Source organism: Mucilaginibacter litoreus (genome assembly GCF_042676805.1).
GTDB lineage: Bacteria > Bacteroidota > Bacteroidia > Sphingobacteriales > Sphingobacteriaceae > Mucilaginibacter > Mucilaginibacter litoreus.
Genome location: NZ_JBHTHZ010000011.1, coordinates 17,482 through 31,316, shown reverse-complemented (window position 1 = coordinate 31,316; position 13,835 = coordinate 17,482). Strand labels below are relative to the sequence as shown.

The window sequence follows — 13,835 nt, the reverse complement described above, 5'->3', positions numbered from 1 at the left end:
CTTGTCTCAAATCTCATATCTATCATCTCAAATCTAAATTAATTAAACGCCTTAACGATATCTGTAAAGTCGCGTGATTTTAGTGATGCCCCCCCTATTAAACCGCCGTCGATATCTTCGCGGGCGAAAAGCTCGGCAGCGTTTTTAGCGTTGCAGCTACCGCCGTATAAAATTGTAGTATCATCGGCTACCTGCTGGCCGTATTTGGCGGCAATTTCCTGGCGGATAAAGGCATGTATCTTCTGCGCTTGCTCAGAAGTAGCGGTAACGCCTGTACCAATGGCCCAAACAGGTTCGTAAGCAATTACTATCTGGCCGAATTTATCAGCATCTAAATGGAATATTCCTTCTTCCAGTTGCGATTTGATAATACCAAAGTGTTCATTAGCTTCGCGTTGCTGCAGGGTTTCACCTATGCAAAAAATCGGTTTTAAACCATTAGCCAAGGCAGTATCGGTTTTTTTAGCCAGTAACTCATTGGTTTCGCCGAAATACTGGCGACGTTCCGAATGGCCCAGAATTACATAAGCTGCACCTACAGATTTGATTTGCTTTGCTGATACCTCGCCGGTATAAGCACCGCTTTCTGCCTGGTGAGCGTTTTGCGCGCCGATAGAAACCCTGCTGTTACCCTTTGCCAACTGTACAAGGCTGTGCAAATGAATAAACGGGCTGCAAACCACCACTTCCTGTGTGCCGGTTGCCTCGTCATTAACCATGTTTACCACTTCAGAAAACAGTGAAAGGCCTTCGTTATAATCAAGGTTCATTTTCCAGTTTCCGGCTACAATTTTTTTTCTCATGTTATTAGCATTAATTTATTGATGTAACAAAATGGGGCATGTCAGCACCCATTCAACTTTCTTAATTCTTTAGTTTGTTCAAAGGTATATTCCAGAATCTGCTTTTCGGCATCGTTAAATTCGCGGTGCGCCCTGCGGGAAAAAACACGCGCTGTGGTTTCCATCATTTTGTTAAATGCATACTCCTCAAAGCCATCAGCACCTCCCCACGAAAAATCGGGGATGAAATTTGGCGGATACCCGCTACCAAAAACATTAGCGCTGACACCTACTACCGTACCGGTATTGAACATGGTGTTAATGCCTGATTTTGCGTGATCCGCCATTATAAGGCCGCAAAACTGAAGCCCGGTTTTACGCATGCTTTGCGATGCATAATCCCATAGCTTTACCTCGGTATAGTTATTTTTAAGGTTTGAGTTATTGGTATCGGCGCCTAAGTTGCACCACTCCCCTATTACAGCATTGCCCAGGTAACCTTCGTGACCTTTGTTAGAATATCCCCATATCACAGCATTATTTACTTCGCCTCCTATACGGCAATACGGGCCAACTGTTGTAGCCCCATACACCTTGGTACCCATTTTCAACTGCGAATGAGGTAATATAGCAAATGCGCCACGGATGTGTGCTCCCTCCCATATTTCGGTATCTGCAGATAGATATACAGGGCCATTAACGCTGCTAAAAGTACAGCACTCAGCCTGTGCGCCTTCCTCGGCAAAAAAATCGGCTCCAATAATGCTATTGGTATTGCTGATGGCCGCACTGGTACGGCCTTTGGTTAACAAGGTAAAATCCTTGCGAAGCTCAATATCATTCTTTTTAAATATATCTTCCGGATAGCGGATGCTAACGGGTATACGTTCGTGGTTTACGCCCGCGCCATAATCTGTTTGTGTATTAAATTCTTTAGCGTCGGCAGCACTTAACTTAACAGCAACCAATTGCCCGCGATATTTAAGGGGCGTACCTGCAGGCAACTTGTCAATAGCTTCTAACAAAGCTTCATCAGGGCAATAAGAACCATTTATAAACAGATTTTCATCATTTATAAGCATCGGAAATTTTGCCTGCAAATAGGATTCTGTAAAAAATGAGAAGCCACTATTGAGGTGTTTGCTCCATTTTTCGGCAATAGTTAAAATACCTATTCTGAGGTCGGCAACCGGGCGGGTAAAAGTTAAAGGCAGTAGCGTATGCCGGCTATTATCGTCGAAAAGAATGATCGCCATGGGCCAAAAATAAAAAAAGTCCCCCGTTTTGCGGGGGACCTGTAAATATTTTGTTGAAATAACACTTATTTCTTGTTGTAACGGCTACGGAATTTATCGATACGTCCGGCAGTGTCAACAAGCTTCATCTTACCAGTATAAAACGGGTGTGAAGTGTGCGAAATCTCTAATTTAACCAATGGATATTCGTTACCATCTTCCCATGTAGTTGTTTCACGGGTATCGATGCATGATTTAGTGATGAAAGAATAGTCGTTAGACATATCTTTAAATACAACTAATCTATAGTTTGATGGATGCAGGTCTTTTTTCATTATCGTATACTTCTTATAAAAGAGGTGCAAATATAGGTAATAAATATTAAAAGTGAAAAGTCAAAAAGCAAAAATTTCAAACTATTACTTTAAACGGTCCTGTAGAGATAAAACTGATATGCTGCAACCAGCCTCCAATATTATTTATTTATCAGAGTATGCCCTTTCAGCTATCAATCAATACAATCAACTTACCTAAATATTAAGCTTGTAATTATAATATTAAATTATATATATTTGCTAAATCGATTTACTTAAGGTTTGCTTTACTTTTTAAAAATCAATTACATAAGCACCATCTGCTAAATCGATTTAATAAACCAATTTACCTCTATGGATTTAAAAAATTACTTTAATGCCAATGCCCTGCATGGGCAGGGCAAACGTTGGTGCAGCCATTTATTGGTATTGTGCCTTGCGTCATCGGCCTCTAACCAGGTTTTTGCAGCCGCCTCAAATACACCTGGCATAGCGGGGCTTGTCACAAACAGCTTTCAAGCCGGTATACCGGTAAAAGGCACGGTAGTAGATGAAAAGGGACTGCCATTGCCCGGGGCAACTGTCACCGTAAAAGGCCTGCAAACAGCAACCGTTACAGATGTTAACGGTAATTTCTCATTAAATGCGCCCGATCAGAATTCGGTATTGGTAATAAGCTTTACCGGGTTTGACAGCAAGGAGGTGCCTGTATCGGCCGCGCCGCTAAAAATTCAGCTTACGCCTTCAAGCAAGGCGCTTAACGAAGTGGTTGTTGTTGGATACGGTACATCAAAAAAGGCTAACCTGATCACTTCCATCAGTTCGGTAAAGGGTGATGCCATTGCGGAGCGCCCTACCACCCTTAACATTACCCAGGGTTTGGCAGGTAAAGCGGCCGGGGTAAACGTGATGACAAACTCTGGTAAGCCAGGCGGTAATCCGGCCATAAAAATAAGGGGTACGGGTTCTATCAATTCATCCAACACACCGCTTTATGTAATTGATGGTGTTGTTGGTGCCGATCCCAACTCTATTGATCCGAATATAGTAGCCACTGTAGATATTTATAAAGATGCCGGTTCAACAGCTATTTATGGATCCAGGGGTGCAAATGGTGTTATTGTGATCACCACAAAAACGGGTAAGAAAAACACATCAGATATTGCATTCAACAACACGGTTAGCTTTGGCTCTTTACAACGCAAGATAGGCTTATTGGATGCTGATGGCGCCCTGGAACTGCTGAAAAGGGAATATGAATACGTACCCGGCCGACTTGCCCCCCACCTTGATCCGGCAAATAACTTCACCCGTAAGCAGGACCTTTTCAACGCTGATGGAACACCTAAGTATCATACCGACTGGCAGGATGAGGCCACACAGTTAGCTGTATCACATCAGCACTCGCTTACGTTTTCGGGCGGTAAAGACAACTTTAGCGTGCTGGCCAATATATCCTACAAAAACAACCAGGGTATAATGCTTAACAGTTATGCCAAGCAGCTTAACGGATACATCAATATCGCCTGGGATGTAAAGCCATGGTTAGATATCAAAGCAAGTTTAAATGCCGGCGGTTACCAGTCAAACAACGTTGACATCAATACGCTTGGCCTGAATGCTGTAAGGGAGATGTATGAGTTTCTGCCATTTATGCCGGTAAGATACGCCGATGGCACTTACTCGCGCAAAGGCGATTACCCTGGCGAAGAGGACTCAGAAAACCCGGTAAAATTACTCACCAACATTAAGGATGTAACCGGCAGGATATCAACCCTGGGCAACTTTGTGGGCACCTTCCACCTTACACCAAAGCTGAACTTTGTTACCTCTTTCAGCGGACAGGTAGGAAGCAACTACGAGAATTATTTTTCAGGCAATGATGTGTTTGGTGTATCGCAGCAGCAGGGAGGTGTAGCGCAGCGTACTAACATTCTTAACTCCGTTTGGAGCAATGAGGATTATTTTTCTTACGATAATACCTTTAACAAACACCACATCAACGCGGTATTGGGAGCAAGCTGGTATGATTATATCACTACCATGACCAGGGCCGGTTCTGAAAACTTTTTTGACAACACGTTTGGTTATTATAACCTTGGTGCCGGTAGTGTTATTCAAACGCCCGCATCTTCGCAAATAGAGAACCAGCTGAACTCTTTTTATACCCGTGTTAACTATGATTACGATGGTAAGTATTTAGCAGGGGCGTCTTTCAGGGCAGATGGCAGCTCAAAATTCCGCGGGGATAATTTATATGGTTACTTTCCTGCCGTTAACCTGGGCTGGCGTGTATCAAAAGAGAAGTTTTTTGAGCACCTGTTACCTGTTATAAGCGAATTTAAACTTCGTGGCAGCTTTGGTTTGGTAGGTAACCAGGAAATTGGTAACTATCCAACCATATCATTGTATAACAGTACACAATCAATCTTCAATCAGCAGAAAACATCAGCCGTTACCCTTTCAACCTTTGGCAACCCTGATTTGAAATGGGAAAAAGCCCAACAGCTTGACCTTGGTTTTGATATGAGCTTTTTAAATGGCCGCATTGACCTAAGCGCCGATTATTATAACAAAATAACCAAAGACCTGATCTACTTTGTACAACAACCTGCTACAACTGGTTATGGTGGTGCTTATAAAAACTTAGGGTCTATACGCAACCGTGGTTTTGAATTATCTATCAATACGCAAAATATTATTGGGAATGATTTCAGATGGAGCTCGGGCTTTAATTTCTCGCTCAACCGTTCTAAGGTATTGGATATTAACAACGACATTATTTACACCTGGGGCGGCCGCATAATGGAAGGCGAGCCGTTAAACGAGTTTTACGGTTACATTCGGCAAGGCGTTTGGACAGAAGCACAAGCTGCCGAAGCCGCGAAATTCGACAGAAAACCCGGAGACATTCGTTATGCCGACTTGAACAATAATGGCGTTAAAGATGCCGGCGACCGTACCGACCTTGGCAACGCAATGCCTAAGTGGGAAGCCAACTTAACCAACACCATCAGTTACAAAAACCTGTCGCTTTACCTGGACCTGCAGGGCATGTATGGCAGCAAAGTGCTTAACCTTACACGCTTTATCATGACGGGGCCAACCATTAACGTAAACAGCTACCGCGAAGTACTGAACGCTTATACGCCAACCAACCAAAACTCTACCAATGCACAGGTACGCCTGCCAAACGATTCGTTCTCTGATAACGAAGTGGCCGACAGCCATTATATAGAGGATGGCTCATTCCTGCGTGTCCGCAATATCGCTTTAACCTACAGGTTTAAAAAGAACCTGCTACAAAAGATAAAGCTGACCAATCTTTCGGTAGGTGTAAATGTTGAGAACGCGTTTTTATTCACCAAGTATAAAGGGTACGACCCTGAGGTTACCTCTTTTGATGCCTCCCTTAACCAGGGCGTGGATGTTTATCAATATCCAAAACCACGCACTATATCTATCAACCTCAATGCAAACTTTTAATACATCTGCAAATGAAAAAAATATATTTACCGGTTATGCTGCTATTGCTAACCTTTACTTCGTGTAAAAAATTCCTGGAAGAAAAGCCTAACGGGCTTTTAACACCCGATAATTATTATAACAGCCAGGACCAGATCCGCGCGGCGGTTAACGGCGCCTACCTGGGGCTCAATTCACCTTTTGCTACAGGTATAGGTGTTGCTGTAAGCTCGGTTTTCAGCCTGGAATATATTACGGGCTATACACAGCGCCCACGGCCCAGCGGGTATGAAGATAACCAGTTTATTCAACTGACAGGTATCGACCAAGCTAACGGCACATTGCAAACCTGGTGGACCTCCTCTTACTACCCTATCGAAAACTGCAACAGCATAATTGCCAACGTATCTAAAACCAACGTTGTAAACGAAACTGTGAGAGATAACTTTTTAGCCGAAGCGTATTTTTTGAGGGCTTACTATTACTTTCAATTGGTAAGATTGTATGGAAGTGTTCCCCTTAAGATCACACCAACTACCGATCTTGAAAATACACAATTGGAAAAAGCACCCGTAGCTGATATTTACAACCAGATTGTAAGCGACCTTACTACTGCAGAACAGGCAGGCTTACCGTGGACTGATAAAACAGGACATGTATCTAAAGGGGCCATTAAATCGTTACTGGCAAAAGTTTATATCACCATGGCCGGCTACCCGCTTAACAAAGGCACCGAGTACTATCAAAAAGCTTATGATAAAGCAAAGGAGGTAATAGAAAGCAACCAGTTCAGCTTGTTCAGTAATTACAGCGACTTGCGCAATCCGTCAAATTACAACAGCGGTGAACATATCTTCATGATCCAGCATGATGAGAATACAATCCCTAACATCATGCACTTCTCCTTGATGCCTTACCCTGAGCAACCTATCAGTATACAGCCCTCATACAGCGGGGCGATGGCACCTGCCAAAGAGTTTTACGACTCCTACCAGGCCGGCGACCAGCGTGTGAAAGAAAAAAACTTTTACTATACCGAACATGAGCAGTATGGCAATGCGTCAAACATTATTAAACTACCAATGCCATACATTTACAAATACTGGAATGACCAGGCAGAGATAAGCGGCCGCGACGGATCAAACTTTCCGCTTATAAGATATGCAGATATACTTTTATTGTGTGCGGAAGCCAGGGCTAATATTGATGGCGGAACAACCAGTGATGCCACAGCACTAAATGCTTATAACCAGGTTTACCGGCGCGCGTTTCCGGGTGCTCCTGCTGTCGCATCGGTAGCGCTTAATGAGGTTTTAAAAGAGCGTTACTGGGAATTGGCTTACGAGTTTCAAACCTGGTACGATATGCAGCGTACACGTAAAGCTTTTGATGTTGCCAACAATAAAATTGTTGATTTAATTGGGTATAAAGCCCCGCTTCATACCCGCGCCTTTCGTGAACAGGATTTACTATGGCCAATACCATTGACCGAGGTACAAAAAGACCCTAACCTGGGCAAGTAAATTAAAAAGAGGCCGCTCTGTAAAAGACGGCCTCTTTTTCTTGGTAACTTTCTTAAGTTTTATACCCTTAGCAAGCCACGGAAGCCCCTTGCAGCATAGTAAGACTCGGCCCCGTTATGATATACAAAGACGGTGTTATATCGCCTGTCGGCAAAAATGGCGCCGCCAAGTTTCCTGATATCGGCAGGAGTTTTTATCCAGCTTGATGTTTTCAGATCAAAGTTTCCAAGCTTTTGCAAAGCACGGTATTCATCTTCCGCCAAAAGCTCAATCCCAATTTCTGCAGCCATGTCAAGTGCGCTGCCGGCCGGTTTATTTTCTTTTCGCGCATCAAGCGCTGCGCGGTCATAGCAAAGGCTTCTGCGGCCTTTGGGGCTCTCTGCAGAGCAATCATAAAAAATGTATTCGCCGGTAGCATTGTCATACGCTACAACGTCTGGTTCTCCGCCGGTCATTTCCATTTCGTTCAATGACCATAGCTTTACCGGATTTGCCATAAGCTTTTCTTTCACAGCAGCCCATTCAATATTTTCATGACGCTTTAGGTTTTTTTCAAAGCGGGATTGTAATATCCCGAGTAATTCTTCTGTTTGCACCGGCTGTAAGGTTTTATTGTTATTCATTGCTTATTAATTGCTAAGCTAACTTAATAAATCTTTTATAGTAAGGTTACTTACATCCTAATGATTTTACCGGTTCACTAAAAAGTTTCTTTTGCTGGTTAGCAAAGTTGCGTTTATTATCAGTACCATTTTCAAATCATTAACCAATAAACTCGCGAAATGAAAAATCAGGAGCGCGCATCTGTATTTCGTTGGTGCTTGAAGCCCGTTGCGCTTCTGCTGCATACACAAACATTTGCTGTTCATAATCTTTGATAGCTGCATCAAGGGTATCAAAATTATCTTCGGTCAGGTTAGCGGATAATATCAGTGCATCCAACAGGCCTGTATTTACACCCTGGCCGGCAAATGGTGGCATTAAATGCGCGGCATCTCCAATAAGCGTTACAGGCAAGGGCCGGTTAGCTTTCCAGGGCTTAGTTAATGGCAGTTTCCTTGTTGGCAAGCCTACAAATAACGAGGTTGCCTGAAACAACTGCCTATACCGCTCATCCCAGCCAGAAAACCTATCTGATAGAAAAGTTATAACACTGTTATTATCTTTAAAGTCCGGCTCAATATTGTTACCCCAATTTTCCGGCTTTTTAAAAATAACCCCATAAGTTAACATACCGTTGTTGTAAGGGTTGGCCACCAGTAAATTACCCTCATAAGCGGCCATTAGCCTTTTTCCATTGCACAAGCGGTAAAACTCCGGGCAATTGATCTCTGGTTGGGGCACATCTCCCTGTACTATAAAAGTTCCGGTTTCTTCAATATATGTTTCGGTTACATAGCTTCTCAATTTAGACATCCCGCCGTTGGCACCGATAACCATATCGGCAATTGCATCAGGCTGGTTTTCAATTTGCAGCAGCCATTTTCCGTCCCGTGGCTCAATCCCTCTACACTTACTATCCCATGCTACTGTGCCGTTTGTTAGACTATCAAGCAGTATCTTCCTTAGGTGGCTTCTGTTAATCTCAGGGTTATCATAGCGGTTTTCGGGGGTTACATTTTTAGTGAACAGCACCTTGCCTTGTTCATCGGCCACTATTATCCCCATGGGTATGGCTATTGAATAATAACTTTCCAATAAGCCGGCTTTTTCCAGGGCTTGTTGGCCCGATTCTTTATGAAGATCAAGCGTACCGCCCCATATCCTGGCATCAGGGTTTTTATCTCTTTCATATACGGCTGCTTCCACCCCTTTTTGCTGTAACAGCCTGGCCATGGTTAAGCCTACCAGCCCTGCACCAATAATTGCTACTTTTTTATTTTTTAGTAACATGCGTCTGTGTAGTTTTTATTGCGATACAAAACTGCTGGTTAAATGAGGAATAAAATAGTTACATTTGACTCAATAATAGTCGTAAAGGACATTATGGCTAATGACAATTTATATTCCGTACCTAACATATTATTCAACCTTGCTGAGTTATTAGGCACTGAAGTAAACAATCAAAGGTTAGAGATTCCGGAAAAGTTTGGTAAAGGGTATTGTGCGGGATATGTTTTTAATGAACATATCCGGATGATCATCAGCGATTATGAGTTGAATGCAGACGTAATCGTCGTGAACCCGGATGTAGATGTTGCAAGGAAAACGATATTCTTCAAGTTTCAAAATATTTTCCCGACAGCAGAACAGGCGTTGGATCAAAACCCTTCAGTTTTAATTGCTACAAGCCGTATCAATACCGACGAGATTATTGCTATCCACACCAATGCCGCAACCATTAATATTGAAGTAGATGCCGGTTACCTCAACAAGTTGTTTGACAACACCTCAAAGTCACCGGTTTTAGAAAGCCTTTTACAAAACACACAGCCTTTATTGTTTGAACAGGTCATCTACCCTTCATTACAAAACACAGTGGATGAGATAATGACTGAGCCGGCTGGCGAAGCTTTTAAACTGTTTTTTCTGAGGATAAAAGCCGAAGAACTGATCTGCAGACTATTGATGGAACTGGAAAAGCGCGAAGAGAAAAGCCTGTACCCCTTAAACAGCCGCGACATACAAGCTATCTATAAAGTAAAGGAGCAACTAATAAAGAATATTTACACCCCACCTAACATTAAAGAACTAACGATATTTGCAGGGATGAGCCCTACCAAACTAAAACGCCTGTTCAGGCAAATATTTGGTAACAGCATTTTCAACTACTACCAGGAGTTAAGGATGAAGGAAGCCGCCCTTTTATTGAAAGAGGGCAAATTATCAGTATCAGAAACGGGCTATAAAATGGGCTTTACCAACCTTAGTCACTTTTCAAGGGTATTTGAGCACCATATCGGTATCAAGCCTAAAAAATATTCGTTAATGTAATCTTGAACAACTACAGCACCCATTGCTTTCTTGTTGCGTTTTAGTTAACTTCATCCACTTTAATACAGATAAAATTATCAGCCGGTATGTTACCTATTTATCTACCTCTTTTCGCTCCTATTTTATATGTAAGGGTCAAAGGCCTTATCGCCGCATTTAAAAACAGGGAGTTGTTGTATGTTGAGATACTACTATGGGTAGTAATGCTTCTTATAGGGGGTGGCCTGCTTTATTGGGCTTATATGAGGAATGAGTTATATTTTTAGGGAGACAAACTAATCACCGTATCATTTCTTTAAACATCCAACATAGGGTGACGCAAAACATCAGATTAATTACTAGGGGTATATAAACATTATAATTCCTTTTGTTCGTGATCAATTGAATGTATATTAATGAAAGTGCGACGGGTATGGTATATATCGTCAGCCAACTGGCAAAAACCGTATAAAAAAACAAACCCGATACACCTGTAATTGTCCATATCAGGAATATGGAAAATCTTTCAAGATATGATCTGAGGAAATAAACAATTAAAAACAAGCCAAAAGTCCAACCTGAAAGTACCAGCATAATTGCACGGTTAGAAAACTTCAAGTTAGCGTCCCAGCTTATTCCCCAAAAGCTTATTAAAAGTGACACTAACACTGCAACTGCTAATATACTATTTAACTTAGCCTGATATTGCCCGTTGCCTAACACCATTTGCAGATTGCCATTTTTCCAGTTCCATACTTTTACTGATCTGTCACCAGATGCGCTTACTACTTGGTCATTATCAATTACCAAATCTTCAACAGAACTCACTATACTGTTTTCTATTGATTTAACTAACCTTTTACGCTGCCAGTCCCAAATTTCGATATCCCCGCCCCAGATACCTGCTACAAGACATTGACCATCTGGCGTAAATTTAAAAACGCTTACTTCTCTTTTATCGTTATACTTTTTTATGTTCAATACAGATAATACTTTATTTTTAGTAATATCAATAAAAGTAAAAAGGTGTTTATCCAAATTATAGATAGCGAGAACATTTCCACGGGGATTAAAAACAGGTGCCCCACAATAACTTCCGAGAGTGGAAATTGAAAGTTGAGAATTAAGATCAAACAGCTTAAGATCACATGTACTATCAACATAAGCCAATATATTGTGCTCATTTATTGAAAAATAAGTATGCTTAATGTCGAACTTTTTTAATGCATCTCCTGTTCTCCAATCCCAAACAATAAGCTTATTATCATAACCGGCACTAATAACGTATTTATTAGAACCATCAAACGCTACCTTATTTACTCCTTCACTATGCCCATGCAGTGTTTTTAAAACACATTTTTTATCTATTGACCATACCTTAATGGCCTTATCAACGCTTCCGCTTACAAAAAGCTCTTTATTGGGTGAAATCGCTACTGATTTTATTGCATCCGTATGGCCAGTCAACCTGTTTGTGCATTGCCTCTTATCCCAAAGTAAAAGCTCATTTTCGCTGGCACTTATAATTGTGCCCGGGGATATGTAATCAACAGAATAAACCCATGACTTGTGCCGTTCAAAACTGCCGGTTACGAATGCGTAAAACATATAACCAATAATTAAAAAAACAAGAGTAATGGAAATAAGGGATAGTCTGTCTATGTAAGTTTTCATATGGCGGCAAAAAGGCCTGGCTTTAAAGATACATTACTTTCAATTCATGCTTCTGAAAGACAAAGGAGTTTTACCGGTTTTTTGCTTGAATAGTTTATTAAAATACTGAGGATATTCAAAGCCCAGCAGGTAAGCTATCTCGCTAACAGATCTTTCAGAATCTATCAGCATATTTTTGGCCTCCTCTATCAGGTAAAAGTGAATATGGTCCTGCGTATTTTTACCAGTTTCCCTTTTAAGCAGGTCGCTTAGATAGCCGGGGGATAAATTAACTTTTTCGGCCACGCTTTTCACAGTAGGCAAACCCTGTTCATCAATCTTTCCATTTTTAAAGTATTCTTTTAATATCTTTTCTACCTGCATAACTACAGAACTGTTAGCGCTTTTCCGGGTGATGAATTGCCGTCCGTAAAAACGCTGGCAGTAGTTCAGCAGCAATTCGATATTAGATATAATGATGGCCTGGCTATGCACATCGATATTTTCCTGTAACTCGGTTTCAATTTTTTGTATACATTCTTTATAGATCTGTTTTTCCTTCTCAGACATGTGCAGGGCCTCGGATATTTCATACGAGAAAAAAGAATAGTCCTTCATTTTGTCGTTTAGTGATGTCCCCCTGATCAGGTCAGGATGGAAAAACAATCCCCAGCCCTCCATTACTATGGTCTGGGTATTATCGTTTTCCATTTCGATCACCTGGTTAGGCGCCATACAGATAAGGCTGCCATCATTAAAATCCACCACTTTTCTCCCATACCTTACATTATTGCGGTTATAATTTTTAAACAGCAGGCAGTAAAAGTCGGCTGATATTTTGGTGTCGTCGTCCAACTGATCATCAACCTGGCTAAAATCAATCACCGCAACCAGTGGGTGGTTCAATGGTTTATTCAGCCTGAAAAATTTAAACAGGTCTGCAATGGCAGGCATTTTAAGAAATATACTCATGATATATTTTTAATGGATACTACTAAGTTACATGGTTTAAAGTAAATTCAGGGCCATCTGTAATGCCAACGGCCCTGAGCTATCCGTTTCAGTTTAACTTGAACATGGCTTTTACACCATTAAAAAAAGTTTCATCGTCTGTTTGCTGGCGTTGCGCTATAATGGCTTTTGCATCTTCGCCTGCGGTGTAGCGCAATTTGTTGGTTCCGTCTGTTGCTGCCTGATAAATTACTTCGGCTACTAAACTGGCCGGTGAGGCATTTTCAAAAAAGGCTGGCATACCTTCGTCTATTTTTCCAACCAGCCATTGGTATTCTGTCAAGGCTTCGTCGTTACTAAAATCGAGCGAACGGCCGGCAAAATCTGTGGCAATGGCTCCAGGCTCTACAATTTTCATTTTTGCGCCAAACTGCTCAAGCTCATAACTTAAAGCTTCAGATATACCTTCTACCGCAAACTTGGTCCCGTGATAAAGCGCACCCAGAGGGAAAGCCATTTTGCCGCCGATAGAAGATATGTTAACGATCACCCCGCTTTTGTTGCTCCGGAAATGTGGCAGTATGGCGCGTGTAACATCAAGCAAGCCTATAACGTTAGTATCAAACTGGCGAACGATATTATCTCTTGAAAAAGCTTCCAATGGCCCAAAGGCGCCATAGCCTGCGTTGTTAACCACCACATCTATCTGACCAAACTTTTCAATACCCGCAGCGATTGCTTTTTCAATGGAATCGGGATCAAGAACGTCAAGTTTAGTTAGTAAAAAATTATTGAGATTATTAAGTTCAGTTTCTCCCTCGGGGTTTCGCATGGTAGCAATTACGTTCCATCCTTTTTGCTGGAAAAACTTAGCGGTTGCTTTACCAATACCGCTGCTTGCACCGGTAATTAAAATTGTGTTGTTCATGTTTTCTATGTTTTAAATGATGATGTAAAGGTCACCTTAAAAGCATAGCTGCAGGTAATACAAATTGGGGA

Annotated in this window: 11 protein-coding genes; 3 read left to right on the top strand and 8 right to left on the bottom strand. The window is 41.7% G+C overall.

Going from position 1 to position 13,835, the window contains the following annotated elements; genetic code table 11:
• Window positions 1-38: 38 nt before the first annotated feature.
• The 3 genes from tpiA to ACFQZX_RS12240 form a co-directional block, all read right to left on the bottom strand.
• A complete protein-coding gene (gene tpiA, locus ACFQZX_RS12250) occupies window positions 39-803 on the bottom strand; it encodes a triose-phosphate isomerase (RefSeq protein WP_377115664.1) in 765 nt (254 codons plus the stop codon).
• A gap of 41 nt (window positions 804-844) precedes the next feature.
• The gene (locus ACFQZX_RS12245; RefSeq protein ID WP_377115661.1) at window positions 845-2,038 is read right to left on the bottom strand and encodes a putative sugar nucleotidyl transferase; all 1,194 of its coding nucleotides are present in this window, start codon (window positions 2,036-2,038) and stop codon (window positions 845-847) included.
• 65 nt (window positions 2,039-2,103) lie between these two features.
• On the bottom strand, window positions 2,104-2,352 hold the full coding sequence (locus ACFQZX_RS12240) for a type B 50S ribosomal protein L31 (protein WP_095704483.1): 249 nt from the start codon (window positions 2,350-2,352) through the stop codon (window positions 2,104-2,106).
• Between the two features lie 333 nt (window positions 2,353-2,685).
• On the opposite strand from ACFQZX_RS12240, the gene ACFQZX_RS12235 reads away from it, so the two are divergent.
• Both ACFQZX_RS12235 and ACFQZX_RS12230 read left to right on the top strand, forming a co-directional pair.
• Complete coding sequence (locus ACFQZX_RS12235) at window positions 2,686-5,817, top strand: SusC/RagA family TonB-linked outer membrane protein (RefSeq protein WP_377115659.1); 3,132 nt, start codon at window positions 2,686-2,688, stop codon at window positions 5,815-5,817.
• A gap of 11 nt (window positions 5,818-5,828) precedes the next feature.
• Window positions 5,829-7,319, top strand: coding sequence for a RagB/SusD family nutrient uptake outer membrane protein (locus tag ACFQZX_RS12230; protein WP_377115657.1), 1,491 nt, complete (start codon window positions 5,829-5,831; stop codon window positions 7,317-7,319).
• A 59-nt stretch (window positions 7,320-7,378) separates the two neighbouring features.
• On the opposite strand, the gene ACFQZX_RS12225 is transcribed toward ACFQZX_RS12230, so the two are convergent.
• Both ACFQZX_RS12225 and ACFQZX_RS12220 read right to left on the bottom strand, forming a co-directional pair.
• Window positions 7,379-7,942, bottom strand: a complete 564-nt coding sequence (locus tag ACFQZX_RS12225; protein ID WP_377115655.1) for a DUF4256 domain-containing protein — start codon at window positions 7,940-7,942, stop codon at window positions 7,379-7,381.
• A 139-nt stretch (window positions 7,943-8,081) separates the two neighbouring features.
• Window positions 8,082-9,212 (bottom strand): FAD-dependent oxidoreductase, encoded by a 1,131-nt coding sequence (locus ACFQZX_RS12220; protein ID WP_377115652.1) that lies wholly within the window; start codon window positions 9,210-9,212, stop codon window positions 8,082-8,084.
• A gap of 42 nt (window positions 9,213-9,254) precedes the next feature.
• Between ACFQZX_RS12220 and ACFQZX_RS12215 the strand changes: the two genes are divergently transcribed.
• Window positions 9,255-10,253: a helix-turn-helix transcriptional regulator gene (locus ACFQZX_RS12215; RefSeq protein WP_377115649.1), complete on the top strand. Its 999-nt coding sequence runs from the start codon at window positions 9,255-9,257 to the stop codon at window positions 10,251-10,253.
• Between the two features lie 279 nt (window positions 10,254-10,532).
• Here ACFQZX_RS12215 and ACFQZX_RS12210 read toward each other — a convergent pair whose 3' ends face one another.
• The 3 genes from ACFQZX_RS12210 to ACFQZX_RS12200 form a co-directional block, all read right to left on the bottom strand.
• A complete protein-coding gene (locus ACFQZX_RS12210) occupies window positions 10,533-11,906 on the bottom strand; it encodes a WD40 repeat domain-containing protein (RefSeq protein ID WP_377115647.1) in 1,374 nt (457 codons plus the stop codon).
• Between the two features lie 39 nt (window positions 11,907-11,945).
• Window positions 11,946-12,857, bottom strand: coding sequence for a helix-turn-helix domain-containing protein (locus ACFQZX_RS12205; RefSeq protein ID WP_377115644.1), 912 nt, complete (start codon window positions 12,855-12,857; stop codon window positions 11,946-11,948).
• Window positions 12,858-12,945: 88 nt separating this feature from the next.
• Window positions 12,946-13,764, bottom strand: coding sequence for an SDR family oxidoreductase (locus tag ACFQZX_RS12200; protein WP_377115642.1), 819 nt, complete (start codon window positions 13,762-13,764; stop codon window positions 12,946-12,948).
• Window positions 13,765-13,835: the final 71 nt, after the last annotated feature.